The organism is Nonomuraea sp. NPDC049607 (assembly GCF_040675375.1).
GTDB lineage: Bacteria > Actinomycetota > Actinomycetes > Streptosporangiales > Streptosporangiaceae > Nonomuraea.
Genome location: NZ_JBFAOV010000008.1, coordinates 179139 through 203431, shown reverse-complemented (window position 1 = coordinate 203431; position 24293 = coordinate 179139). Strand labels below are relative to the sequence as shown.

27 protein-coding genes are annotated in these 24293 nt (G+C 72.1%); 10 read left to right on the top strand and 17 right to left on the bottom strand.

Features of this window, described 5'->3' with window-relative positions:
- The first annotated feature begins 4 nt into the window (after positions 1-4).
- Entirely contained in the window at positions 5-706 is a 702-nt protein-coding gene (gene hemQ / locus AB0J97_RS18575; RefSeq protein ID WP_364090303.1) for a hydrogen peroxide-dependent heme synthase, read from the top strand.
- Here hemQ and AB0J97_RS18570 read toward each other — a convergent pair.
- The 4 genes from AB0J97_RS18570 to AB0J97_RS18555 are packed head-to-tail and all read right to left on the bottom strand — an operon-like array spanning position 703 to position 4141.
- Positions 703-1836, bottom strand: coding sequence for an ABC transporter permease (locus AB0J97_RS18570; RefSeq protein WP_364089990.1), 1134 nt, complete (start codon positions 1834-1836; stop codon positions 703-705). The two genes, hemQ and AB0J97_RS18570, sit on opposite strands and share 4 nt — an antisense overlap.
- Positions 1833-2978 (bottom strand): ABC transporter permease, encoded by a 1146-nt coding sequence (locus tag AB0J97_RS18565; protein WP_364089987.1) that lies wholly within the window; start codon positions 2976-2978, stop codon positions 1833-1835. Before AB0J97_RS18565 ends, AB0J97_RS18570 begins: the two co-directional genes overlap by 4 nt.
- A 1-nt stretch (position 2979) precedes the next feature.
- A complete protein-coding gene (locus AB0J97_RS18560) occupies positions 2980-3159 on the bottom strand; it encodes a hypothetical protein (RefSeq protein ID WP_364089985.1) in 180 nt (59 codons plus the stop codon).
- Position 3160: 1 nt separating this feature from the next.
- A complete protein-coding gene (locus AB0J97_RS18555) occupies positions 3161-4141 on the bottom strand; it encodes an ABC transporter ATP-binding protein (RefSeq protein WP_364089982.1) in 981 nt (326 codons plus the stop codon).
- A 109-nt stretch (positions 4142-4250) separates the two neighbouring features.
- Between AB0J97_RS18555 and AB0J97_RS18550 the strand changes: the two genes are divergently transcribed.
- Complete coding sequence (locus AB0J97_RS18550; protein WP_364089979.1) at positions 4251-5297, top strand: hypothetical protein; 1047 nt, start codon at positions 4251-4253, stop codon at positions 5295-5297.
- A gap of 171 nt (positions 5298-5468) precedes the next feature.
- Here AB0J97_RS18550 and msrB read toward each other — a convergent pair whose 3' ends face one another.
- Positions 5469-5870, bottom strand: a complete 402-nt coding sequence (gene msrB / locus AB0J97_RS18545; RefSeq protein WP_364089976.1) for a peptide-methionine (R)-S-oxide reductase MsrB — start codon at positions 5868-5870, stop codon at positions 5469-5471.
- A gap of 322 nt (positions 5871-6192) precedes the next feature.
- Here msrB and ligD point away from each other — a divergent pair, with 322 nt between their 5' ends.
- Positions 6193-7200: a non-homologous end-joining DNA ligase gene (ligD, locus tag AB0J97_RS18540; RefSeq protein WP_357698093.1), complete on the top strand. Its 1008-nt coding sequence runs from the start codon at positions 6193-6195 to the stop codon at positions 7198-7200.
- A 101-nt stretch (positions 7201-7301) separates the two neighbouring features.
- On the opposite strand, the gene AB0J97_RS18535 is transcribed toward ligD, so the two are convergent.
- Positions 7302-7604, bottom strand: coding sequence for a hypothetical protein (locus AB0J97_RS18535; protein ID WP_357698095.1), 303 nt, complete (start codon positions 7602-7604; stop codon positions 7302-7304).
- Between the two features lie 298 nt (positions 7605-7902).
- On the opposite strand from AB0J97_RS18535, the gene AB0J97_RS18530 reads away from it, so the two are divergent.
- Entirely contained in the window at positions 7903-8472 is a 570-nt protein-coding gene (locus tag AB0J97_RS18530; RefSeq protein WP_357698097.1) for a hypothetical protein, read from the top strand.
- 261 nt (positions 8473-8733) lie between these two features.
- Here AB0J97_RS18530 and AB0J97_RS18525 read toward each other — a convergent pair whose 3' ends face one another.
- From AB0J97_RS18525 to AB0J97_RS18510, 4 genes are all read right to left on the bottom strand, one after another.
- Positions 8734-9546, bottom strand: a complete 813-nt coding sequence (locus AB0J97_RS18525) for an MBL fold metallo-hydrolase (protein WP_364090300.1) — start codon at positions 9544-9546, stop codon at positions 8734-8736.
- A 5-nt stretch (positions 9547-9551) separates the two neighbouring features.
- On the bottom strand, positions 9552-9746 hold the full coding sequence (locus tag AB0J97_RS18520) for a hypothetical protein (RefSeq protein ID WP_352325673.1): 195 nt from the start codon (positions 9744-9746) through the stop codon (positions 9552-9554).
- 71 nt (positions 9747-9817) lie between these two features.
- Positions 9818-10465, bottom strand: a complete 648-nt coding sequence (locus tag AB0J97_RS18515) for a response regulator transcription factor (RefSeq protein WP_357698099.1) — start codon at positions 10463-10465, stop codon at positions 9818-9820.
- Positions 10462-11634 carry a histidine kinase gene (locus AB0J97_RS18510; protein ID WP_364089969.1) on the bottom strand — a complete coding sequence of 391 codons (1173 nt, stop codon included), beginning with the start codon at positions 11632-11634 and terminating at the stop codon, positions 10462-10464. Before AB0J97_RS18510 ends, AB0J97_RS18515 begins: the two co-directional genes overlap by 4 nt.
- A gap of 148 nt (positions 11635-11782) precedes the next feature.
- Here AB0J97_RS18510 and AB0J97_RS18505 point away from each other — a divergent pair, with 148 nt between their 5' ends.
- On the top strand, positions 11783-12319 hold the full coding sequence (locus AB0J97_RS18505; protein WP_357698103.1) for a YceI family protein: 537 nt from the start codon (positions 11783-11785) through the stop codon (positions 12317-12319).
- On the opposite strand, the gene AB0J97_RS18500 is transcribed toward AB0J97_RS18505, so the two are convergent.
- Positions 12279-14366, bottom strand: a complete 2088-nt coding sequence (locus AB0J97_RS18500; protein WP_364089966.1) for an acyl-CoA dehydrogenase — start codon at positions 14364-14366, stop codon at positions 12279-12281. The genes AB0J97_RS18505 and AB0J97_RS18500 overlap by 41 nt on opposite strands.
- A gap of 320 nt (positions 14367-14686) precedes the next feature.
- Between AB0J97_RS18500 and AB0J97_RS18495 the strand changes: the two genes are divergently transcribed.
- Both AB0J97_RS18495 and AB0J97_RS18490 read left to right on the top strand, forming a co-directional pair.
- Complete coding sequence (locus AB0J97_RS18495; RefSeq protein WP_364089963.1) at positions 14687-15055, top strand: RNHCP domain-containing protein; 369 nt, start codon at positions 14687-14689, stop codon at positions 15053-15055.
- A gap of 1 nt (position 15056) precedes the next feature.
- Positions 15057-15458: an RNHCP domain-containing protein gene (locus tag AB0J97_RS18490; protein WP_364089960.1), complete on the top strand. Its 402-nt coding sequence runs from the start codon at positions 15057-15059 to the stop codon at positions 15456-15458.
- 114 nt (positions 15459-15572) lie between these two features.
- On the opposite strand, the gene AB0J97_RS18485 is transcribed toward AB0J97_RS18490, so the two are convergent.
- Entirely contained in the window at positions 15573-16460 is an 888-nt protein-coding gene (locus AB0J97_RS18485; protein ID WP_364089957.1) for a tetratricopeptide repeat protein, read from the bottom strand.
- Between the two features lie 17 nt (positions 16461-16477).
- The gene (locus tag AB0J97_RS18480) at positions 16478-17911 is read right to left on the bottom strand and encodes an aldehyde dehydrogenase family protein (protein ID WP_364089954.1); all 1434 of its coding nucleotides are present in this window, start codon (positions 17909-17911) and stop codon (positions 16478-16480) included.
- 69 nt (positions 17912-17980) lie between these two features.
- Here AB0J97_RS18480 and AB0J97_RS18475 point away from each other — a divergent pair, with 69 nt between their 5' ends.
- Positions 17981-18571 (top strand): GNAT family N-acetyltransferase, encoded by a 591-nt coding sequence (locus AB0J97_RS18475; RefSeq protein ID WP_364089951.1) that lies wholly within the window; start codon positions 17981-17983, stop codon positions 18569-18571.
- Positions 18572-18642: 71 nt separating this feature from the next.
- On the top strand, positions 18643-19350 hold the full coding sequence (pgeF, locus tag AB0J97_RS18470; RefSeq protein ID WP_357698123.1) for a peptidoglycan editing factor PgeF: 708 nt from the start codon (positions 18643-18645) through the stop codon (positions 19348-19350).
- A gap of 40 nt (positions 19351-19390) precedes the next feature.
- Here the strand turns inward: pgeF and AB0J97_RS18465 are convergent, their stop codons facing one another.
- Genes AB0J97_RS18465 through AB0J97_RS18455 form a run of 3 tightly spaced genes read right to left on the bottom strand, consistent with a single transcriptional unit; the run spans position 19391 to position 21606 of the window.
- The gene (locus tag AB0J97_RS18465; protein WP_357698125.1) at positions 19391-19729 is read right to left on the bottom strand and encodes a hypothetical protein; all 339 of its coding nucleotides are present in this window, start codon (positions 19727-19729) and stop codon (positions 19391-19393) included.
- Between the two features lie 27 nt (positions 19730-19756).
- Positions 19757-20887 (bottom strand): ATP-dependent DNA ligase, encoded by a 1131-nt coding sequence (locus AB0J97_RS18460; RefSeq protein ID WP_364089947.1) that lies wholly within the window; start codon positions 20885-20887, stop codon positions 19757-19759.
- A complete protein-coding gene (locus tag AB0J97_RS18455; RefSeq protein ID WP_357698129.1) occupies positions 20884-21606 on the bottom strand; it encodes a pyrimidine reductase family protein in 723 nt (240 codons plus the stop codon). The genes AB0J97_RS18460 and AB0J97_RS18455 overlap by 4 nt, the downstream gene beginning before the upstream one ends.
- 131 nt (positions 21607-21737) lie before the next feature.
- Here AB0J97_RS18455 and AB0J97_RS18450 point away from each other — a divergent pair, with 131 nt between their 5' ends.
- Complete coding sequence (locus tag AB0J97_RS18450) at positions 21738-22139, top strand: hypothetical protein (RefSeq protein ID WP_364089944.1); 402 nt, start codon at positions 21738-21740, stop codon at positions 22137-22139.
- A gap of 12 nt (positions 22140-22151) precedes the next feature.
- Here AB0J97_RS18450 and glgX read toward each other — a convergent pair whose 3' ends face one another.
- A complete protein-coding gene (glgX, locus tag AB0J97_RS18445; RefSeq protein WP_357698133.1) occupies positions 22152-24281 on the bottom strand; it encodes a glycogen debranching protein GlgX in 2130 nt (709 codons plus the stop codon).
- Between the last annotated feature and the right edge of the window lie 12 nt (positions 24282-24293).

Genomic DNA, 24293 nt, shown 5'->3' with positions numbered 1-24293 from the left:
GGACATGACAGAGGGCGCGCCGCGGCTGAAGGCCCGCGATCTCAACCAGGTGATCCGTTACACCATGTGGTCGGTCTTCCAGGTGACCGAGCAGGTCCCGGGCAACCGGGAGAACATGGCCGACGAGGTCGAGGAGCTGCTCGGCCAGGCGGCCGGGAAGGACATCGTGACCAGGGGGGTCTACGACGTCGCCGGCTTCCGTGCCGACGCCGACTACATGTTCTGGTGGCACGCGCCCACGCCCGAGGACCTCCAGGACGTCTACTCCCGGTTCCGCCGCACCGGCCTCGGCCGGCACAGCAGGCCGGTCTGGTCGGCGATGGCGCTCCACCGGCCGGCCGAGTTCAACAAGTCCCACATCCCGGCCTTCCTCGCCGAGGAGGAGCCGCGGGCGTACGTGAGCGTCTACCCGTTCGTGCGCTCCTACGAGTGGTACCTGCTGGAGGACTCCGAGCGGCGGGCGATGCTGGCCGAGCACGGCCGGATGGCCCGCGACTACCCCGACGTGCGGGCCAACACCGTGGCCTGCTTCTCGCTCAACGACTACGAGTGGATGCTGGCGTTCGAGGCCGACGAGCTCCACCGCATCGTCGACCTGATGCGCACGCTGCGCGGCGCGGAGGCCCGCCGCCACACCCGCGTGGAGATCCCGTTCTTCACGGGCGCGCGCAAGCCGGTGCAGGAGCTCGTCGCGGCCCTGCCCTAGCGGGTCAGGGCGGCCCGCAGCCGCCACGACCCCAGGGCGAGCAACGCCGCCGCGAAGAGCGCGAGCACGCCGAGCTGCGGCAGGACGTCGGCCACCGTGCCGTCCCTGCGCAGCAGCTCGGCGAAGCCGTCCAGGGCCCAGGCGTGCGGCGTGAGGTGCGCGATCTGCCGCATCGGGCCGGTGAACTGGTCCAGCGGCACCATCGCGCCGCCGATCGCGGCCAGGCCCATCCCGGCCAGCACCCCCACGGACACCGCCTGCTGCGAGGTGCGCGCCACCGCGCCGAGCAACATCGCCGCGCCCCCTCCGACCAGCGAGAACGCCAGCAGCAGGGCCACCGCGCCGACCGGGTCGCCCCAGCGCACGCCGAACAGCAGCCCCGACCCGAGCATGATGACCAGCCCCTGCGCCAGCGCCACGCCGACGCGCCCGGCGGCCTCGCCGAGCAGGATCGCCCGGCTGCCGACCGGGGCGGCGTACATCCGCCGCGACACCCCGAGCCGCCTGGTCTCGATCAGCGCCGACGCGCCGGTCAGCGAGGTGAGGAAGACGAACAGCAGGAGCTGGGACGTGGCGGCGACGTCGAAGCCGGACACCTGCACCGGCCTGACCGGCCCGGTCGTGACCGACTCGACCGTGACGCCCGGCGCGCTGATGCGCCCGATCCTGGCGACGAGGTCGGGGAATGACCCCTCGCGGACGTACGCGGCGGCGCGGGGGGCCACGGTGGCCTGCGACACCACCGACCTGACGGTCGCGCCGAGTTGCAGCGCCGACGGCTCGTTCCTGGCCACGTACGGCAGCTCGACCGGGGTGAAGGCGGCCAGGGCGCGGTCGTAGCCGCCGGGGATGATCAGCGCGGCGGTGAGCGTGCCACGTTCGACGCCGTCGCGGGCCTCGGCCTCGCCGCCGACCCGTACCAGCTCCAGCTCCCCGGACCTGGCCAGCGCCGCGACCAGTTCGGCGGCCAGCGGGCCGTCCCCGGCGGCGACGCCGAGGCGCGGCCTGCCCGTCCCGCCGAACGAGAGCCCGAAGACCAGGATGAGGACGATCGGGAAGACGACGACGGAGAAGATGTTCGTCCGGTCGCGTACGAGCCTGACCAGGTTGACCCAGACGATGGCTGTCACAGGCGGAACATCCTCTCCGTCCGCGACAGTGCCAGTCCGAGCGTGACGACGGCGAAGCCGAGCAGCGCCAGCACCGGCACGAGCGGCACGACGGGCGCGTTCACGCCGTGCAGGTCGGCCAGGCCGCGCATGAACCAGCGGTGCGGCGTGACCAGGCTCAGCGTCGCCAGCGCGCCGCCGGTCTGCTGGATGGGGACGAGCACCCCGCCCAGCACGCCGAGCAGCATGGCGGCCACCGTCTCGGCGTTGCCCGCCTGCTCGGCCGTCCTGGCCACGGTCACGACCAGGGCCATCACCCCGTTGGCGGCCAGCACGCCGGCCACGATGAGCAGCCCGAGCCCGACCGGCGACCCCCAGTCCGCGCCGAGCAGCAGCGACGAGGCGGCCAGCAGCACGGTCATGCTGACGACGCCGACCACGACCCCGGTCAGCAGCTTCGCCAGCGCGATCGTGAGCCGGGGGACCGGCGCGGCGAGCAGGCGGGCGAGCGTGCCGTCGCGGCGTTCGTCCAGGATCGAGCTGAATCCGAACTGCACGGCGAAGAACAGGAAGAACACCGCGATCCCGGCCTGGAACCCCTCGGCCAGCGTGAGCTGCCGCCGGTCGGCCGTCAGATCGGTGACCGTGACCGGCGGGGGCACCGCCGCGGCCTGCTCCGGGGTTCCGCCGCCCTTGGCCGCCAGGGCCACCTGGACGTAGCGCACGTCGGAGGCGAAGGAGTCGGCGATCGACCGGGCCACGAACGCGCCGATGCGGTCGTCCACGTCGCCGATCACCCGGATGGTGGCCTTGTGTCGGGTCTGGACGGCCTGGCTGAAGCCCGTGGGGATGACGTAGGCCGCCTGCGCCTGGCCGCCGTCCACGATCGCCCGTGCCATGGTCTCGTCGTCGGCGCCGCGCAGCCTGACCACCCCGGCCTGCTCCAGCGGGCGCAGGACGCGGCCGGTGAACGTCGTCGCGATCGGCCCCCGGTCCAGGTCCGCGACCGCGAACGTGACCGGCTGCTGGGCGTCCACGTCCCGGAAGACCACGCTGAAGACGGCCGCCAGCCCGAACGGCACCACGAATGCCAGCAGCAGCAGCGACCGGTCCCTGAGCCGCTGGCGCAGGTCCTTACCCGCGATGAGGAGAATCGTGCGCACATCAGCCTCCCGGGTCCGGATCCGGTTCGAGCGGGAGTGTGCGGATGGGGGTCTCGATGGTCGGGTCCGGTTCGAGCGGGAGTGTGCGGATGGGGGTCTCGATGGTCGGGTCCGGTTCGAGCGGGAGTGTGCGGATGGGGGTCTCGATGGTCGCGTCCGGATCGAGCGGGAGCGGGCGCATGTCAGTCCCGTAGGGCTTTGCCGGTGAGGTGCAGGAAGACCGACTCCAGGTCCGGCTCGGCGACCTCGACCGCCCGTACGGCCACGCCCGCGTCGGCGGCCGCGGCCAGGATGCGCGGCAGCGACCTCCGGGCGTCCTCCACCGTGAGCTCGACGCGTCCCTCGCGGCCGCCGGCCTCGCGCACCCCGGGCAGCGCCGCCAGCGCGGGCAGGGCCTGGGCGGCGTCGGCGGTCAGCGTGATGCGGTCCAGCTCGCCCACCAGGCCGACCAGCTCCCTGCGGGTGCCCTCGGCCCTGATCCGGCCCAGGTCGATGATGCCGATGCGGTCGCAGAGCCGTTCGGCCTCCTCCATGTAGTGCGTGGTGTAGAGCACCCCGACACCCTCGCCGGCCAGCGCCGCGACGCTCTCCAGGATGGCGTTGCGGCTCTGGGGGTCCACGCCGGCGGTGGGCTCGTCCAGGATGAGCAGGGGCGGCCGGTGCAGCAGGCCGACGCCGATGTTGAGCCGCCGCTTCATGCCGCCCGAGTAGTCCTTGACCCGGTCGTCGGCGCGCTCGGCCAGGCCGACGAGCTCCAGGACCTCGCCGACGCGGGTGCGGACGTCCCCTTTGCGCAGGCCGTGCAGCCGGGCGAAGAAGCGCAGGTTCTCGCGGGCGCTGAGGTCGGGGTAGAGCGCGAGGTCCTGCGGGACGTACCCGAGGCGCTCCTTGCCCCAGGAGCTTCTGGTGTCGTGGATGCGGCCGGCCACGCGCACCTCGCCGCCGTCGCGTTCCAGGATGCCGGCGATCATGGAGATCGTGGTGGTCTTGCCCGCGCCGTTGGGGCCGAGCAGGCCGTACGTCTCACCGGCGGCGATGGTGAAGCTGACGTCGTCGACCGCGACGAGGTCTCCGAACGTCTTGCGCAGGCTCTGACATTTCAGGATCTCGTCCTGGGCCACAGGAGCAGTGTCGTGCCGGACGGCCAGGAAGATCAAGACCAACTTGACGATCTCCCTGCATTGATCTATCCCCTTTGTCACAATCGAGGATGAATTCCCTCGGGTGGCGTGACGTCGGTGGCACGGTCCACGAGGGGGCGAGGAGGGCGGGGTGGAGCAGTCCGCGGAAGGGCCGCGCCCCGGACGGCGCCGCGCGACGGGCCGCCACGCGGCGTTACGGGAATCGGGACGCGCCGACAGCCTGACCGGCGAACAACCGACTGACCCTCGACCGACCCGCGAGCGGGCGACCAGCGAGCGGGTGGAGGTGCAGGCGGGGCGTGGGCGGCATGGACGGCGACGGCGCGGGCGTACGGGGAAACGCGGCCTGACGGCGGGTGCGATCGCGCTGGCCGGCGGGGTCGCGCTGCTCCTCGGCCTGAACGGCGCGCTCGGCGGTACGGTGACCGCCCTGGGAGTCCAGGCCGGCGCGGAAGGCGACACGGCCCGGCAGGACCCGGCGGCCGACAGCCGCGTCCCGGCGAACCCCGGCCGGGCGCCGGCGAACGGCAAGGGCGCCGCGGACGCCCGCGAGCAGCAGAAGGGCGAGGCCCGGCCGAGCACATCGCCCACGGACTCCGGAGGCTCCGGCGCCCCCGCCCAGACCGGCACGGCCGATCCCGCCGGGAAGCCCGGCGCGGAGTCCGCCGCGAAGCCGGACGCCGTCCCGGGAAAGGCCGACACCGTCCAGGGGACGACCGACACCGGCGACGCCGAGGTGAGCGTCCCCGAAGCCGACGCCCCGGCCGGTCACAAAACCGACGACTCCGCCGGTCGCAAGGACGACTCCGCCGGCCGCAAGCGCGGCGACTCGGCGGGCTTCAAGGCGGACGGGCCGTCGCGGCACACCGACCGGGAGGCCGCCGAGTACTTCCGCGCCCGTTGGGGCCCCGGCGACAAGGCGATGAAACACCTCAAGGACATCCGCACCATAGGCGGATATCTACGCATCTACACGAACCTGCCGGACTCAGCCGACAACTCGCGCACGGCCATCACGCTGTGCAAACGCGGCCTGGAATTCCTGCGGGCGAACGGCGTGAAGCGTCCGATCGTCTTCGTGCAGGCGGAGTTCGGCGAGAACGGGAACCCCGTCCTCGCCAACATCCTGGGCCCGTCCGACCGCAGCTGCCGTGTCACCTACCCCCGGCCGAACTGACCCGTGGCCGGACTAGCGCACCCGGACCCGCGTCTTCGCGCACACTTCACACCGCTGGGTCATGACACGTCCGATCGTCTCAATCGTCATCCAGCGGTGGCGAAGATGGACCCGGCCCACGAAGAGGCCCCTACCCCCCGTGGGCGATCGGTACGCTCTGTCGGTGATCGATCACCCCTTGGGTTCGAGCCGCAATGAGAGCGAGTTGATGCAGTAACGATCGTCGGTCGGCGTCGCGTAGCCCTCGCCGTGGAAGACGTGACCGAGGTGGGAGTCGCAGCTCGCGCAGCGCACCTCCGTGCGCGTCATGCCGTGACTGCGGTCCTCGATCAGCCTCACCGCCTCCGACTCCGACGGCTCGAAGAAGCTCGGCCAGCCGCAGTGCGACTCGAACTTCGTGTCGGACCGGAACAGCTCCGCGCCGCAGGCGCGGCACGAGTACACGCCCTCGGTCTTGGTGTCGACGTACTCCCCCGTGAACGGGCGCTCGGTCCCGGCCTCCCTGAGCACGTGGAACTCCTCAGGAGAAAGCCTGGCCCGCCATTCGGCCTCGCTCTTGACCACCTTGTCCATGTGTCCAGACTACGAGATCCGGCAAAAAGAGATCTCCGCAGGGTGAAGCATCCTTTCTCGGCCGAATTCGCGTCTTTGTCGGTAAGGGGGTGTCATCGCCTCCTGCCAAGGGGTGAGATCGTCCGCGGCTCGCCGTAGCGGCACAGCCCACGCCCGTGCTGGCGCCGCCGGCGACCGGAGATGGCCGGCCGGGTGGCGCGCCAGCGCCCGGAACGGCGAAGGATGATCTTAGGTCCGTCCCGTCGAGCCCCGGTCCCGCCACCGACGCGGCTCCGGGACGGGCCCACCTCTTTTGTCGGGGCGGGGGAGTAGGTTCGGTGGCATGGCATCGCCGTTCATAGAGCTCGAGGTGGGGGAGCGGACCGTCAAGGTCACCAATCCCGACAAGGTCTACTTCCCGGAGATCGGGGCGACAAAGCGGGAGCTGGTCGAATATTACGTAAGCGTCGGCGAGGGTGCCCTGCGCGCGCTCCGAGACCGGCCGACCAACATCAAGCGCCATCCCGACGGCGTCCAGACCGAGGCCATCTACCAGAAGCGCATGCCGCCCAGGCACCCCGAGTGGCTGCAGTCGGTCACGGTCACCTTCCCCAGCGGCCGCACCGCCGACTCGCTCCGGGTGACCGAGGTCGCCGCGATCGCCTACTGCGCCAACCTGGGCACGATCGACTTCCACCCCTGGCAGGTGCGGGCCGCCGACGTCGAGCACCCCGACGAGCTGCGCATCGACCTCGACCCGCAGCCTGGCCTGGAGTTCGACGCGGCGCGCCGGGCCGCCGAGCGCACCCGCGAGGTGCTCGACGAGCTGGGCATGACGGGCTTCGTCAAGACCTCGGGCAACCGCGGCGTGCACATCGCGGTGCGCATCGAGCCCCGCTGGGACTTCGTCCAGGTGCGGCATGCCGGCATCGCCCTGGCCAGGGCGGTCGAGGCGCGCGACCCGAGCCTGGTGACCACCGCCTGGTGGAAGGAGGAGCGCGGCGACCGCGTGTTCGTCGACTTCAACCAGAACGCCAGAGACCGCACGGTCGCCAGCGCCTACTCCGTCCGGGCCCGCCCGCACGCCCCCGTCTCGACCCCGCTGACCTGGGACGAGCTGGCCGACGCCGATCCGCGCGACTTCGACATCCGCACCGTCCCGGCCCGCTTCGCCAAGCTGGGCGACGTGCACGCGGCCATCGACGACCAGGCGTACTCGATCGAGCCCCTGCTGGAGATGTACGCCGCCGACGATCGCGGCGACCTGCCCTACCCGCCCAACTACCCGAAGATGCCGGGCGAGCCCAAGCGCGTCCAACCCAGCAAGGCCAGACCCGACACAGGGGAGTGACCCGCGGCCGGCCCCTGTCGCCGAGGCAGGGTCCTGTCGCCAAGGGGGTGACGGCGAAAAGCCGGCCCCGTCGCGGAGGCCGGCCTTTTCGCGGGAGCCGGTCAGCAGGTGTCGGCTCCGTCGAAGGTGCGCACGCCGCGCGGCACGCGCGAGTAGATGGTCTCGCCGGGGTCGACGGTCTGGCACGCGCCGTCGGTCCCGTGCGCCCAGATGATCTTCAGCCTGAGCCGGCCCTCGCAGTCGTTGCGGGCGTAGCCGGTCTTGGTGATGGTGCCGGTGCTCTGCCAGACGGTCACGCACGACGGCGCGTTACCGGCCGGCGCGGCGGCCCAGGCCGGCAACGTGCTGAAGGTGCAGCACGCGACGGCGAGGGTGGTGAGGGCTGCTCGGGTGGCTGGGCGCATATGCGATGTCCTTCCGTTCCAGCCTCGGCCAGGCGGCTGCCTGGGCAGGGGGCGAGGTGGAGACATAAGCGAACATCTCAGACTGGTAACGGCGGTGGCGATCGTGTCAGGGCACAGGATGAGAGCCGCAGGTCTGGGCGTGTCGCGTGTAACACCGCGACGGCGTTCCCGAAAATATGGTCGAGTCCCCACAAAGACCTGCGCGCCTTCCGCATGACGAAACGCTGCGAACGGCATGACGGCAGATGTCATGCGCCTCCGGCCGAACTTGTCAGGCGTTTCCCGCATCGAAACGGTCATGAACTCAAGCGCCACGCACAAGAACAGCCCGACGGCCCGCCGGCTCCTCGTCTGGGCGTCGACCGTCGCCCTGTCGGCCTCACTGGCGCCGATCCTCGCCACGGGCGCCGCCTCCGCCGCGACCGGCCGGGCGACGGACCCCTTCCGGGGCGTCGACTGGGCGCCCGTCGTGGAGCGCGCCCTCCACTGCCCCAAGCCGGGGCCGAAGGACAAGTGGTACGTCGTCCGCGCCCGCGTCGCCGCCGTCGGCGACCTCACGCGTGACGGACGGCCCGAGGCCGTCGTGGTCTCGTCCTGCCCGAGCCCCACGGCGGGCAACCCGATGATCGCCTTCGTCTACGACGGCGCCTCCAAGCGCTCGGCCCCGCGGCTGATCGGCGAGCTGGGCAAGAACCGCTACTTCAAGACCCAGAGCGTCACCATCCAGCAGGGCCAGGTGCGCCTGAGCGGCAAGGTGCTCAGCGACCGGGCTCCCCGATGCTGCCCCGACCTGCTCGTCCGCCAGACCTACAAGTGGACCGGCAAGGCGTTCCAGCGGACGTCCGAGAAGCTGACCCGCATCTCCTGACGTGCGGCCCGCGCCGGGCGTGAGAGCCGCACGGCCGGACCCGGCGCCTGGGACGGGACCCGACGGCCCGGCCGTGCGGCGGCACAAGAGGTGCGGCCGAGAAACGAAGGTAACGCGCACATCTCCCGCTGAGGGAGGAATCGGATATCTGATTTCCGCTCGCGGTAGAGGATTCTCCCCTCAGGTAGAAGAAATCTCATCCTGGGTGGAATCGCCGAAGCACCCGTCCAGGACGAGCCGGGACGGGTGCGGAACGTCGGTTCAGCGGCGCACGAGATGATGTGGCGCCAGCTCGCGGGTCTCGCCGCGTTCCAGGTAGACCACGCGGTCGGCCAGGCCCACCTGCTCGATGTGGTGCCGGAAGTCGTCCAGCGGCGAGCTGAAGACGCCGTAGTCGTCGAAGTGCACCGGCACCACCGTGTGCGGGTTGATCAGGTCGACCCAGGTCGCGCCCTGCTCGCCGTCCATGGTGACGAGCAGCGTGCCGAGCAGGCGGGTGCCGCCCAGGTGCACGAGGGCCAGGTCGACGTCGGGGAAGCGGCGCGGGATCGCCTCCAGGCGGCGGTCGAGCAGCGTGTCGCCGCTGATGTGCAGGCGCAGCTCCACCAGGCCCTCGGGGCCGCGGAACTCCAGCATCGTCCCGATCACCGGCGGCAGCAGCGCCTCCGCCGGGCCGGGCGCGTGCCTGGCGGGCAGGGCGGTGACGGTCACGCTGCCCTGCGGGCCGTTCAGCTCGTGCTGCTCCCACACCTCCAGGCCCGTGCTGCGGCCGAAGCCGCGGCGGCGCAACGTGCGCGCCGCCTGCCGGGTGGTGATGATCTGGGTGTCCGTGTCCAGCCCCTTCTCGGTCACCCGGTCCCAGTGGTCCCCGTGCAGGTGCGACAGCACCACCGCGTCGACGGGCGGCAGGTCCGACACGTCGATGGCCGGGTCCTTCAGCCGCCGCGAGCTCAGGCCGTAGCCCAGGTAGGCTCGCTGGCCGCGGTGCAGGAAGTTGGGATCTGTCAGCAGCGTGAAGCCGTTGTAGCGGATCAGCGTGGTCGCGTTGCCGATGAACTGCAGGCTGCCCTTCATTGTGCTCACCCCGGATACGGCGGGTGCTGGCCCGGGGGCACGCCGCCGCCCTTGCCGCCGCCCTTGTGTCCCTTGTCGCTGCCGTGCGGCCGCCCGGCCCGCTTGCCGCCGCTCTTGGACTCCGGCACGGCGTCGGTGGATTTGGAGTTCGCGCCGGACTTACCCGACCGGCGAAGTTCGGGCTGTTGCGGATTACTCATGGCTTTTATCCCCCTTTGCGGCTTATCACCTACCTCGCACCTCCGCCGCCAAACCCTCCGCCCGCCGACGGCTACCGGGTCAGGCCCGCGTCGTGGGCGATCAGGCCCGCCTGGGTGCGGTTGAGGCAGCCCAGCTTGTCCAGCAGGCGGGACACGTACCCCTTGACGGTGGGTTCGGCCAGGTGCAGGCGGGCGCCGATCTGCGCGTTCGACAGCCCTTCGCCGAGGCACGCCAGCACCTCGCGCTCGCGTCCGGTCAGCGACTCCACCAGCTCGCGGGCGCGGGCGCGCGCCGGGTCCGCCGCCGTCGAGGCCGCCACCAGCCTCCGGGCGGCGACCGGCGACAGCACGGTGTGCCCCTCGGCGGCCACCCGGACGAGCCCGATCAGGTCCTCCGGAGGCGTCGACTTGACCAGGAAGCCGCAGGCGCCCGCGCGCAGGGCGCGCAGCACGTACTCGTCGGCGTCGAACGTCGTCAGCACCACGACGACCGGCGGACGGGGCAGCTCGCCCAGGCGTTCGATGGCGGTGAGCCCGTCCAGGCCGGGCATGCGCAGGTCCATGAGCACGACGTCCGGACGGCTGCGCACGACCGCCTCGATGCCGGCGGCGCCGTCGTGGGCCTCGTCCACGACCTCGATGTCGGGCGCCGAGCCGAGGATGGTGCGCAGGAAGCGGCAGACCATCGGCTCGTCGTCCACGACCACGACCCTGATCATGTGGCCACGTACGCGGGGAGGACGGCCTCGACGCTGAACCCGCCGTCGTCGGCGGGCCCGGCGCGCAGTGTGCCGTGCACGACCTCGACCCGCCGCCGCAGGTTGGCGATGCCGAGGCCGGAGCCGGTCCCGGCCAGTGGGCCGCCGGGCAGGCCGGTCGGCGGGGTGTTGCGCACGGTGAGCCGCACCTGGGCCTGGCCGTACTCGATGCGCACCTCCACCCGCGCGCCCGGCGCGTGCTTGCGCACGTTCGTCAGCGCCTCGCGCACGATCCGGTACGCCGTGCGCCCCACCACCGGCGAGGCCAGCGCCCGGTCGCCCTCCTCGACCAGCTCGGCCGGGGTGCCCACGGAGGCGGACTCGGCGACCAGCGCGGCGAAGTCGGCCGCCGACGGCGGCGCGTCCGGCTCCGGCGCGGTGCGCAGGAGGCCGATCACGTCCCGCAGCTCGTCGAGCGCCTGGCAGCCCGCGGCCCGCAGCTCCTCGGCGGCCTGCCGGGTCTGCTCGTCGCCCGCGGTCACCCGCAGCGCGCCGGCCTGCAACACCATGAGGCTCACCCGGTGGGTGACGACGTCGTGCATCTCGGCGGCCAGCCGGGCGCGCTCCTCGGCGCGGGCCTGCTCGGCCAGCAGGTGCCGCTCGCGTTCGGCCCGTTCGGCGCGCTCGGTCAGCATCCTGATCACCCGCCGCCGTCCGTCGAGGTAGAGCGCGAGCAGCGGCCCGACGGCCGTGCGCAGCACCCCGTTGACGAGGACGCCCACCGACGGCTCCCACACCCGCGCGATCACCAGCGTGTACACGGCCAGCGCGGCGAGGGCGACCCGCCGGTCCCGGCGGTAGACCGGCCCGTACGCCGCCGCGATGGTCGCGAACGGCGCCCACACGTTCCCCGGTCCGGCCGGGACCAGCACCCCGCCCGGCGAGATCAGCAACGTCAGCACCAGCGTGAACGTCCCCAGGACGGCCAGGACCGTGAGCGGCGCCCGGCGGCGGGCCACCAGCGACAGGCAGACGGCCGCCTGGACCGCCAGCAGCCCCCAGGCGAGCGGGCCCGGACGCTCGGGCCACCACGTGAGGCCGAGCAGCGTCGAGCCGGTGTCGAGCAGTGCGAAGCCGACCGCGATGACCACGTCCAGCACGAGGGAACGGCGACACGCCCCTGCACTCATGCCGCAAACGCTATGACATCCCTGTATGCCGTAGATATCGGGCAAGTCGGAATGCATACGAAAGTCGCACGCGCTCCCTCCGAACGTCGCCCCCACGACCGACGGCCCGCCCTGCCGGACGGCCGTCCCGCCGCCGTGCAATGGACCCATGACGAACCTTCCCCCGCTGGGCCGCTACGAGATCGACGTCGAGAACTCCGCGATCCGCTTCACCACCAGGCACCTGTACGGCCTCGGCCGCGCCCGCGGCACGTTCGACGTCAAGGGCGGCACCGTGGACGTGGCCGAGCCGCTCGCCGACTCCCGCGTCCGCGTGGAGATCGACGCCGCCGGCTTCCACACCGGCAACCACCGGCGCGACGAGACCGTCCGCTCGGCCCGCTTCCTCGACGTCGCCCGCAACCCGGTCATCACCTTCACCGGCGGCCACACCGACGGCGAGACGCTGACCGGCACGCTCACCGTCGCCGGCGTCGAACAGCCGCTCACCCTCACCGTCGAACGCTGCGACGTGACCCCGAACGGCTTCACCGTCGTCGTCGCCGCCCGCGTGGACCGCACCGCCTTCGGGGTGACCGCCATGCCCGGGCTCGCCGCGCGTCACCTGACGATGTCGGCCGAGGTCAGATGCGTGCGGGCGGGCGTCAAGGATCGCGGGGAAGACCGAGCGCGCGCTCGGCGATGATGTTGAGCTGCACCTCGGTGGTGCCGCCGCCGATGGTGAAGGCCCGGGTGGCCAGGATCATGCGGTTCCAGTGACGGTCGGACGGAACCAGCGACCAGCAGAACTCCGAGATCGCCTGCGCGTGCCGCATGCCGAGCAGCTTGCGCACGCTGGAGGCGGGCCCGGGGTCGGCGCCGGCCAGCCTGGACAGCGTCACGCGCAGCCCGAGCGCCGAGATCGCCTGCCCCTCGGCCCACAGGCGGCCCGCCTGCTCGCGTCGCGACTGCCGCAGCGGCGGCAGGCCGCCGATCAGCCGGATCATGTCGGTGTGCTGAGAGCCGGGTCCCCAGGAGTCGCCGAGCGCGACCCGTTCGTGGGAGAGCGTGTCGCGGGCCACCCGCCAGCCGCCGTCCACCTCGCCGACCACCAGGTCGTCCGGGACGAAGACGTCGTCGAGGAAGACCTCGTTGAAGATCTCGTCCCCGTTGATCTCCTTGAGCGGCCTGACGGTGACGCCGGGGGCGGACATGTCCACCAGGAAGTACGTGATCCCCTCGTGCTTGGGCCTGTCGGGTGAGGTGCGGGCCAGGCAGATGCCCCAGTGGGCGTGCTGGGCGAGGGACGTCCAGATCTTCCGGCCGTTCAGCGACCAGCCGCCCTCCACGCGGGTGGCCCTGGTCGACAGGCCGGCCAGGTCGGACCCGGCGCCCGGCTCGCTGAACAGCTGGCACCACACGAGCTCGCCGGTGAACGTCCTCGGCAGGAAACGTTCCTGCTGCTCGCGGGTGCCGTACGTGACGATGGACGGGACCGCCCAGGCGGCGATCCCCAGGTTGGGGCGTTTGAGGTCGCGGAACTCCTGGTGGATGATCACCTGTTCCAGCGGCGTGGCCGCGCGCCCCCACGGCCTGGGCAGATACGGCATGATCCAGCCCTCGCGGGCGAACCGGCCCAGCCGGGCGAGCGGCTCCTCGCGCCGCAGCGACCCGGCCTCCGCCTTGATCGTCTCCCTGAGGGGGGCGGACTCCTCGGGCAGGTCGGGCTCCATCGCCCGGCGGACGCCCGCGAGGGCCAGCTCGGCGACCTGCTCGGCCCACGGTCCCGGGTCCCCGGCGAGCATGCGGCCGGACAGGGCGCGGCGATAGTGGCGGTGGGCGTCGTGCTCGAAGGTGTAGCCGATGCCGCCGAGCACCTGGATGGCGTCGGCCGCGCAGCGCACCGCCGCGTCGGGCCCCAGCACGGCCGCCACCCCGACGGCCAGCCTCGCCTCGCCGCCGAGCACACGCGGTCCGTCCTCGCGCGGTCCGTCCGGGTGGGGGCTGTCCGAACGGGGGTGGTCGAGGGCGCGGGCGGCGTCCCAGACGGCGGCGCGGGCCTGCTCAAGGGCCACCAGGGCGGCGGCCACCCGGTGCTTGACGCCCTGGAACTGGCCGATCGGGCGGCCGAACTGCTCGCGCACCTTGGCGTGGGCGGCGGCCGTGCCGACCGCCCAGGCGGCGGTGCCGCACGCGTCGGCGCCGAGCAGCACCGCGGCCAGCTCCCGCACCGGCACCGGGCCGAGCACCCGCTCCGGCGGGATGGCGCGGACCAGGCGGTCCGTCGGCACCCCGCGGGCCGTGACCGTGCAGAGGTCCCGGTCCAGATCGACGCCCTCGGCGGATTCGGCGGTCACGTCCGCACGGTCCAGCAGCGCCCACCCGTCGCCGTGCGGCACGAGGAACAGGTCGGCCCCGGCCGCCCCAAGGGCGACCGGCCCGAGGACGACGGCCGCCGTCAGCGACCCGTCGGCCAGCCCGCGCAGCAGGCCGGGCGCGGGGGCCCGGGACCGGGCGAGCGCCGCCGAGGCCAGCACGACCGGCAGGTACGGCCCCGCCACCCGCAACTCGCCCAGCACCTCCACGGCCACGCACAGCTCCACCAGCCCGTACCCCTGCCCGCCGTGCTCCTCCGGCAGGTGCAGCCCCAGCAGCCCCTGCCCGGCCAGCGCCCGGTGCTCGACGGTACGCCCCGCCAGCCCCCGTACGGAGGCCGCCAGCGCCCGGTGTTCCTCGGTCAGCCCGATCCCCATGGACGCACACTAGAACGATATTCGGTCGATCTCCAGCGCCCCGGAAAACCGTTGGCGCGCGACCGCCGGGGATGGTTACCCTCGCAACTGTCCCGTTCGGCGCGATTTCTGGAGGTGGGTTGATGCCCGGCACCGCGCCCAGCGCGCCTCTCCGTGCCACGGGTGTGCCCCGCCTTCCCTGAGAGCCAGAGGACCGGCTTCCGAAAGGGTCAAGGCCTCAGAAGGACCGGACCACCTGTCGCACCAGCGTGCCTGTGAGGCCCGCTCGGCGCTCCCTTGCTGCCTTTTCTCGTACCAAGATCCGGCAAGGAGAACCCAGGTTGTCTGCCAACGGCAAACCTCGTTCCATCATCAGCACCGACACCTTCGCGTGCGTCCGCTGCGGCCTGACCGTCGCCGCGCACGCCCCCGACGGCGCCCGCCGCAACCACTGCCCGAGCTGCCTGCACTCGCTGCACGTGCTCGACCGGGTGGAGGGCGGCCCGTCGGAGTGCCGGTCGCGGATGAACCCGATCTCCATCGCGGTGCTCCGCACCGGCGACTGGATGATCATCCATCGCTGCTCGCGCTGCGGCGAGCTGACGTCCAACCCGATCTGCGGGGACGACAACCAGCTCATCCTCATGCGCATGGCCGTACGCCCGCTCGCACAGCCGCCGTTCCCGCTCGAAGCGTTCGGCGACCTGTGACATGCCCAGGAAGAACCCTGGCCGGGTCAGGCCGCAACAGCCCAAGGCCGTACAGCGGGGCGAGCGCGGCGACGCGTTCCGCTGCGTCGGCTGCCGGCTGGACGTACCGATGGACGCGCCGGGAACGGCGCACCGCAACCACTGCCCGCACTGCCTGACCAGCCTGCACGTCGACCACCGGATCCCGGGGGACCGGCGGGCGGGCTGCCGGGGCCCGATGGCGGCGCTGAGCGTCACCGTGAGGCCGGACGGGGAGTGGCTGATCATCCACCACTGCCAGGCGTGCGGCGGGCTCAGCGCCAACCGCATCGCCGGCGACGACAACGCGCTGGCCCTGCTGCGCATCGCCGTCCGGCCGCTGTCCGACAGCCGCCTGCCGGTCAACGCGCTGCTGGCGCTGTGAAGACGCGTTCTGCGTGAGACGCGCCTCTGAGACGCGTTCTGTGAGGCGCGCCTTGTGAGGCGCGTTCGTGAGACGGCGGGTCGTCCTTCGGGGCGGCCCGCCCCTCGCGTCGGCCTAGTCGTCCCCGAACTCCAGGCGCAGGGCCAGCGTGAAGTCGGTCACCGCCTCCTCGTGGCGTTCCATCTCCTGGAAGATCTCGCCGCGCACCCGGTAGGCCCAGATGTACTCGGGGTCCAGCTCGACGGCCCGGTCCAGGTCGCGCAGCGCGGCCTCGTTGTCGCCCATCTCGCTCAGCACCGCGCCCCGGCTGCCGTACGCCCGGTCGTTGTCGGGGTCCAGCTCGACCGCGCGGTTCAGGTCGGCCAGCGCCTCCTGGTACCGGTCGATCATGCGTAGCGCCTCGCCGCGCCGGCTGAGCGCCCGTACGTGGTCGGGGTCGGCCGCCAGAGCCCTGGTGTAGTCGTCGATGGCCTCGCTGTAGAGGTGCATGCGCTGGTACAGGTCGCCGCGCGCCACCCACGAGTACGCCAGCTCCTCGTTCAACGCGATGATCTTGGCGTGCTCGTCCAGGGCCTCGGCCAGCCGGTCCATGTCCACCAGGGCGTCGGCCTTGGCCTCCAGGATCCACAGGGACTCGGGGGCGAGGGTGAGGGCGTGGTCGAAGTCCTCCATCGCCTCCTCCAGCCGGCCGAGCGCCGCGTACGCCTGGCCGCGCGAGCCCAACGCGTACGCGCTGTCGGGCTCCAGTCTCAACGACTCGTCGAAGTCCGCCAGGGCGGCCTCGTACCGCTCGATGACCCGATGGCTCTCACCGCGCAGCCGCCAGGCGCGGGCGTTGTCCGGGACCAGCGCTATCGACTCGGTCAGATCGGCGATAGCGGCCTCGTGCCGCGACAGCGCGATGTACGATTCGGCTCGGCTGCGCAACACTGACGCGCGCGACTGGGCGGCTGCCTCGGTCAGCTCGGTCAGCTCGGACTGGTCGTTGATCCCCTCGCTCATGGAGGGAATCTATCTAACTAAATCTGGATGATGGCCGCCTTTTCGCGGGTGTACTCCAGGACCGAGTCGTGGCCGTACCCGCTGTCCTTCACGCCGCCGAACGGCAGGCCCGGAGGCATCTGGCGGTAGGTGTTCACCCACACGGTCCCGCTCTGCAGATCCCGTACGAACCGGTGCGCCCGCCCGAGGTCCCGCGTCCACACCCCGGCCGCCAGCCCGTACGGCGAGTCGTTGGCGATCTCCAGCGCCTGCTCGTCGCCGTCGAACGGGATGGCCACCGCCACCGGCCCGAAGATCTCCTCCTGGCAGATGCGCAGGCCGTTGTCCTCGGTCGTGTAGAGCGTGGGCGCCACCCAGTAGCCGCCCGGCAGGCCGGGCACCACCTCGGCCCCCGACCGTCCGCCGAAGACCAGCTCGGCCCCCTCCTTCTCGGCCGTCTCCAGGTACGACCGCACCCGCTCGAACTGCCCGGCCGACACGATCGGGCCCATGGACGTGGCCAGGTCGAGGGGGTCGTCCAGGACCAGCCCGGCGCAGATGTGCCTGATCCGCCCGAGCAGGTCGTCCCAGATCGACCGGTGGACGAGGATGCGCGAGCCGGCCACGCACACCTGCCCGGCGTTGCCGGTGTAGACCGAGTTCACCGTGACGCCCTGTGCGGCGGCGTCCAGGTCGGCGTCGGGGAAGACGATGTTGGGCGACTTGCCGCCCAGTTCGAACGTCAGCGGCTTCAGCGCGTCCGCCGAGGCCCGGGTGATGGCCTGGCCGGTGGCCGTGGAGCCGGTGAGGCTGACCTTGGCGACGTCCCGATGCCGGACGAGCGCGTCGCCGACCTCCTCGCCGAGCCCGCTGACGATGTTCAGCACGCCGGGCGGGAACACCTCGGCCAGCAGCTCACCCAGCCGCAGCACCGACGCGCTCGCCTGCTCGGCGGGCTTGACGATCACCGTGTTCCCGGCGGCCAGGGCGTAGGCGGCCTTGGCGGAGAAGGTGGAAATGGGGGAGTTCCAGGGGATGATGCAGACCGCCACCCCGTACGGCTCGCGCCGCGTCAGCCCCAGCGTGTCGGGGCCGAGCAGGACGGTGTCGCCCTTGACCGCGTCCAGGCACTGCCCGGCGGCGAGCTGCCACAGGTACGCCATGCCCGGCAGGTCCTTCTTGAGCGTGTCGCGCAGGATACGGCCGTTGTCGCGGGTCTCCAGCCGGGCCAGTTCCTCGGCGTGCCGGCCGAACAGCTCCGACACCTTGCGCAGGAAGTGCGCCCGGCCCAGCGCGGGCATGGCCGACCAGGAGGGGAAGGCCGCCCGCGCCGCCGCCACCGCGGCCTCGGCCTCCCGTGCGCCACTGGCCGGGATGCTCGCCCACGCCTCGCCGGTGGCGGGGTTGACGGTGTCCATCGTCCGGTCCGCGGGGACCAGCTCGCCGCCGATGAGATTGCGATACTCAGGCACGAGCCCAAGCATATGCTTGCTTGCCAGCGATGGGCCAGTCCTGGATGGCTCGGGGCATAATGGTCTTCCGTGAAGATTGAGCTGACCTGGCCGGAAACCGCCGACGAACCCGTGCTCGCCGCCGTCCACCGCGTGCTGCACGCCGTCGTCGAGCTGGGTGGCGCCGTCGGCTACCTGGCGCCGCCCACCCGGGACGAGACCGACCCCTGGGTGCGGGCCGCGCTCGCGTCGGCGGCGAACGGCGAGGGCCGCCTCGCCCTCGCCACGGTCGACGGCACGGTCCAGGCCATGGGGGTCTGGCGCCGCGGCCAGGAGGCCGTCTTCCGGCACTCCGGCGAGATCGGCAAGGTCATGGCCCACCCGGAGGCGCGCGGGCTCGGTCTCGGCCGGCTGGTCGTGTCCGGCCTCGCGGACGACGCCCGCGCCGCCGGCATCGAGACGCTCACACTGCGCGTGCGCGGCAACAACCACGGCGCGATCGCCCTGTACGGGAGCCTCGGGTTCCGTGAGTGGGGGCGGCTGCCGAACGTCGTCGAGGTGGGGGAATGGCGCTTCGACGAGGTGAGCATGTATCTGGAACTCGGCCGCCGGCCCGGCGTCATCCTCCACGGCTCCTCCCCGGGCGGCCCCGGCTCCTCCCCCAACCCCGCAACCCCCTGATCCACGACCCCTGGCCCGTCCCTGGCGGTCCGGCTCCTGTTCGCCCGGGAGTCGCGGTTAGGATCGGGGGCATGCTGCTGGCCCCCGGAGTGCACGCCGTCGTCACCGACCGCCACGGAGGGGTCAGCGCCCCGCCGTACGGCTCGCGCAACCTCGGCGGCATGGTCGGCGACGACCCGGCGGCCGTACGGGCCAACCGCGAGACCCTGGCGGCCGAGCTGGGCGTGCGCGCCGTCGTGTACATGCGCCAGGTCCACGGCGCCGAGGTCGCGTACGTGAGCGAGCCCTTCGGCGACGACCCGCCGCCGCTCGACGGCGTGTTCACCACCGAGCCGCGCCTGGCGCTGGCCTCACTGGGCGCCGACTGCCCCGCCGTGCTGGTGGCCGACCCCGAGGCGCGGATGGTGGGCGCCGCGCACTCCGGCCGTCCGGGCACCGAGGCGGGCGTGGCCACCGCCCTCGTCGAGGCCATGGCCGCCAAGGGCGCCCGCCCCGGCAGGATGGTCGCGCTGATCGGCCCGGGCGCGTGCGGCCGCTGCTACGAGGTGCCCGCGGAGCTGCGCGACCGGGTCGCCTCGAAGGTGCCGGCGACCTGGTCGACGACGTCGTGGGAGACCCCGGCGCTCGACCTGCGGGCCGGGATAGAGTCCCAGCTCAGGGCGGCGGGCGTGCCCGACGTGCGGCACGACGCGCGCTGCACCATCGAGTCCGCCGAGCTCTACTCCCACCGCCGCGAACAGCCCGGCGGCCGATTCGCCGGCCTCATCTGGCTGACCTGACCCCGGCGCCTCGCCGGACGGCGGCGCCCGGACCGGGGGCCTACTTCTCGCGGGAGCTGTTGAAGACCACGTTGACGATGATGATCCCCACCCAGATCGGGATCATCATCAACGCCCGCCCGCCCCCCGCGAACGCGAGCGCGATCGTGGACAGCGTGCCCAGGGAGAGCGAGACGATCGCCAGCGCCAGCCGCTGCCCGTCCGACCCCCTGGCGGGCGCCTTGGCGCGCGGAGCCGCGCCGGCCAGGCGCTGGTCGACGCGCCGATCGACCTCCTGGCCCACCTTGTCGAGGAACGACTCCACCAGCGCGTCCTCGAAGTCGGGGCCGAGGTCGCGCCGCGCGGACACGGCCGCCTTGAGCTCATCACCGGTGGTCATACGGGAGAGACTAGACCGCTTTGCCCCCTAACGGGCGAGGATGTCATCGAGATCGTAACTGACCGGCCGTTCCAACTGTTCGTACGTGCACGACTGCGGGGTACGGTCGGGCCGCCAGCGCCGGAAGTGCGCCGTGTGCCGGAACCGGTCGCCCTCCATCTGGTCGTAGGCCACCTCGATCACCAGCTCGGGCCTGAGCGGGATGAACGACAGGTCCTTCTTGGCGTTCCACCGCGACACCGCGCCCGGCACCCGCTGCCCGCCGGTGGCGGGCCCCGCCGCCGGCTGCCCGGCGTTGGCGGCGGACTGCTCGGCCCAGTGGCCCCACGGGTGCTCACTCAGCTCCGCCAGGTACGGCCTGAGCTCCTCCACCAGCTCGGCCCGGCGCGCCATGGGGAACGACGCCGCCACGCCCACGTGGTGGAGCCGGCCGTCGTCGCCGTACAGGCCGAGCAGGAGTGAGCCGACGATGGGCCCGCTCTTGTGCTCGCGGTAGCCGCAGATCACCACGTCGGCCGTGCGCTCGTGCTTGACCTTGAACATCGTGCGCTTGTCGGGCACGTAGGGCTGGTCGCCCGGCTTGACGATGATGCCGTCGAGCCCCGCCCCCTCGAACGTCTCGAACCATTCGCGCGCCTGCTCGTCGGCGGTGGTGACCGGCGTCAGCCGGACGGACCCGCCCTTGTGCGGGAACAGCTCCTCAAGCCGCCGCCGACGCTCGGAGAACGGCTCCTCCATCAGCGACTCGTCGCCCACCGCCAGCAGGTCGAAGGCGACGAACTGGGCCGGCGTCTGCTCCGAGAGCAGCTTCACCCGCGAGGCGGCCGGATGGATGCGCTGCTGGAGGGCGTCGAAGTCGAGCTGCGCCCCCCGGGGCAGCACGATCTCGCCGTCGACGACCACCTTGTCGGGCAGCTCGGCCTTGACCGCCTCGACCAGCTCGGGGAAGTAGCGGGTGAACGGGCGCTCGTTGCGGCTGCCGAGGTAGACCTCGTCGCCGTCGCGGAACACGATGCAGCGGAAGCCGTCCCACTTGGGCTCGTAGAACAGCGTGCCGTCCTGTTTGGGCATGGCCTTGACCGGCTTGGCCAGCATCGGCGGCACGGGCGGCCGGACCGGCAGGTTGGGCACCGGCTCTTCGACGGGCTGCTCGGTCATGGGCTCTGCTCCCTCGTGTATCTGCAGAAGAGGACCCCCTCCTCTTCCAGGACCTGGCGGAGGTCAAGCGGGACCTGCGCGGCCACGCCGTTCAGTATGCGGGCCGCGCCGCCCGCGACCAGCATGGGACTCACCGACAGGCACAACTCGTCGATGAGGTCGTCGGCCGAGAGCTGCGCGTTGATGCGCGGGCCGCCCTCGCACAGGACGCGGGTCAGGCCGCGCTCGTGCAGCTCGCGCACGGCCAGCCGCATGTCGACGCCGTCGTCGCCGGCGATGATCAGGTCGGACCGCTGGGCGGCCAGTTTGCGCCGCTCGGCGGGCGCGGCCTCGCAGGTGATCACGATCGTCGGGCTGGTCGCGTCGGTGAACAGCTCGCCGTCGAGGTCGAGGTCGAGGCTGCGGGTGATCACCGCGATCGGTGGCACCTCCGGACGCCCGGCCCGCATCGACGACCAGGAGGCGCGCGGCTTGACCGGGCCGTAGCCCTCGGTGCGGACGGTCGCCGCCCCCGCGACGATCACGTCGGACATCCCGCGCAGGACGCCGAAGATGCGCTTGTCGCCCCTGCTCGACAGCCCGCCCGAGCGCCCCTTCAGCCAGGCCGCGCCGTCGGCGCTGGACACCATGTTGAGCCGCAGCCAGGGCCGCCCCTCGGGGTAGGCGTACGCCTGCTCGATGTCCGGGTTGTCTTGAATGTCGGGATAGATGCGCCGCACTCCTCTACCTTGGCACACCCCACTGACAATCCGTCCCGGGGGTTTGGCCGCCGACAGCACTTTTGGGTAATCGAAGGACGAAAGGCCCCTTGCCTGCATACGGTGACGGAAGGGACTTGCCGGGAGGGAACGTGGGCCTGGTCACCGCCGCCGCATGGGCGATCGCCGCACTGATCGGGGTGTACCTGCTCTACCGCTGGCTCTCGGCCGGCGGCCTGCGCGGGCAGGAGGCCAAGGTCACCCGCTTCCCCGTGACGCTGCTGCTGTCCCATCCGGCGCTCGCGGTGTCGTCGCTGGCCTGCTGGGTCGCGTACGTGCTGACCGGCAGCGTGCCGCTGGCCTGGATCGCCTTCTGCGGGCTCACCGTGGCGGCGCTGCTCGGCTTCGCGATGTTCACCCGCTGGCTCGGCGGCGGACGTCACCAGCGCCGGGCCACCGGCTTCCCGGTGCTCGCGGTGGTGCTGCACGGCGTGGCCGGGGTGACCACGTTCGCCCTGCTCCTCGTCACGGCCGGCATCGCCCGCCTCTTCTAGCGGCCCGGCCGGCTACGGCGTCCGGGGCTCCCTGGGCAGCCGCAACACCTGGAACGACCGGCCGGTGACCGCCACCAGGTCGCCCGCCCGCCACCGCTCGTCGCCGGACGCCTCCTCCACCACGTCGTGACCGGTGTCGAGCACCGGCAGCCACTCGGCCCCGAACTCCGGCCCCGGCAGCGTGAACGACAGGTTCTCGTGGTGGGCGTTGATGAGCAGGAGGAAGGAGTCGTCGACGATCCGCTCGCCACGGGGGCCCGGCTCGGTGATGGCCTCGCCGTTGAGGTAGACCATCAGCGACTTGGCGTAGCCGGTGTGCCAGTCGCCGGCCGTCATCTCCTTGCCGCCCGGGGTCAGCCAGACCAGGTCGCGTTTGCCGTTGTCGGGGTGGCGGCCGTGGAAGAAGCGGCGGCGCTGGAAGACCGGGTGCTCGCGGCGCAGCTTCGACAGCGTGCGGACGAACGCCAGCAGGTCGGACTCGGCGTGCAGCATCGACCAGTCGATCCAGGCCAGCTCGTTGTCCTGGCAGTAGGCGTTGTTGTTGCCCCGCTGCGTGCGGCCGATCTCGTCGCCGTGGGAGAGCATGGGCACGCCCTGCGACAGGAACAGCGTGGTCAGGAAGTTGCGGCGCTGGCGGCGGCGCAGCGCGACGATGTCCGGGTCCTCCACCGGCCCCTCGGCGCCGCAGTTCCAGGAGCGGTTGTCGTTGGTGCCGTCGCGGTTCTCCTCGGCGTTGGCCTCGTTGTGCTTGTGGTCGTACGAGACCAGGTCGGCCAGGGTGAAGCCGTCGTGGCAGGTGACGAAGTTGATCGAGGCCACCGGGCGGCGGCCGGAGGACTCGTAGAGGTCGGCCGAGCCGGTCAGGCGGGAGGCGAACTCGGGCAGGGCGGAGTTCGTGCCCCTCCAGAAATCGCGCACGATGTCGCGGTATTTGCCGTTCCACTCCGTCCAGAGCGGCGGGAAGTTGCCGACCTGGTAGCCGCCCGGCCCCACGTCCCAGGGCTCGGCGATCAGCTTCACCTGCGAGATCACCGGGTCCTGCTGGATGAGGTCGAAGAACGCGCTCAGCCGGTCGACGTCGTGCAGCTCCCTGGCCAGGGCCGAGGCCAGGTCGAAGCGGAAGCCGTCGACGTGCATCTCCAGCACCCAGTAGCGCAGCGAGTCCATGATGAGCTGCAGCGCGTGCGGCGAGCGCACGTTGAGCGAGTTGCCGCAGCCGGTGTAGTCGAGGTAGTAGCGCCGGTCGCCGTCGTGCAGGCGGTAGTAGTTGACGTTGTCGATGCCCCGGAAGCCCAGTGTGGGGCCCATGTGGTCGCCCTCGGCCGTGTGGTTGTAGACCACGTCGAGGATGACCTCGATGCCCGCCTCGTGCAGCGCCCGCACCATGGCCTTGAACTCCAGCACCTGCTGGCCCCGCGTGCCCGAGCCGGAGTAGCGGCCGTGGGGCGCCAGGTAGGCCATCGTGTTGTAGCCCCAGTAGTTGGTCAGCCCCCGGGCCACCAGGAAGTGCTCGGGCACGTAGTGGTGCACCGGCATGAGCTCGACCGCCGTCACGCCGATGGACAGCAGGTGCTCGATGATCGCCGGATGCCCCACCCCCGCGTACGTGCCGCGCAGCTCCTGGGGCACGCCCGGGTGGCGCATGGTCAGCCCCCGCACGTGCGCCTCGTAGATCACCGTCTCGTGGTACGGGATGCGCGGCGGCCGGTCGTTGCCCCACTCGAAGAACGGGTTGACCACCACGTTCTTCGGCATGTACGGGGCGCTGTCCTCCCTGTTGCGCACCGACGGATCGGTGAAGTAGTAGGGGAACAGCGCCTCGTTCCAGGTCAGGTCGCCGTCGATGGCCTTGGCGTAGGGGTCGAGCAGCAGCTTGGACGGGTCGCAACGACGCCCCTGCGACGGCTCGTACGGCCCGTGGACGCGGTAGCCGTACCGCTGGCCCGGCTGGATCCCCGGCAGGTAGCCGTGCCAGACGAAGCCGTCGACCTCCGGGAGCGGGACCCGCTCCTCGCTGTCGTCATCGTGAAAAAGGCACAGCTCGACCCGCTCGGCGACCTCGGAGAACACGGCAAAGCTGGTGCCGACGCCGTCCCAGGTGCCGCCGAGTGGATAGGGCTCGCCCGGCCAGACCTCGCGCATGTGACCCGATTG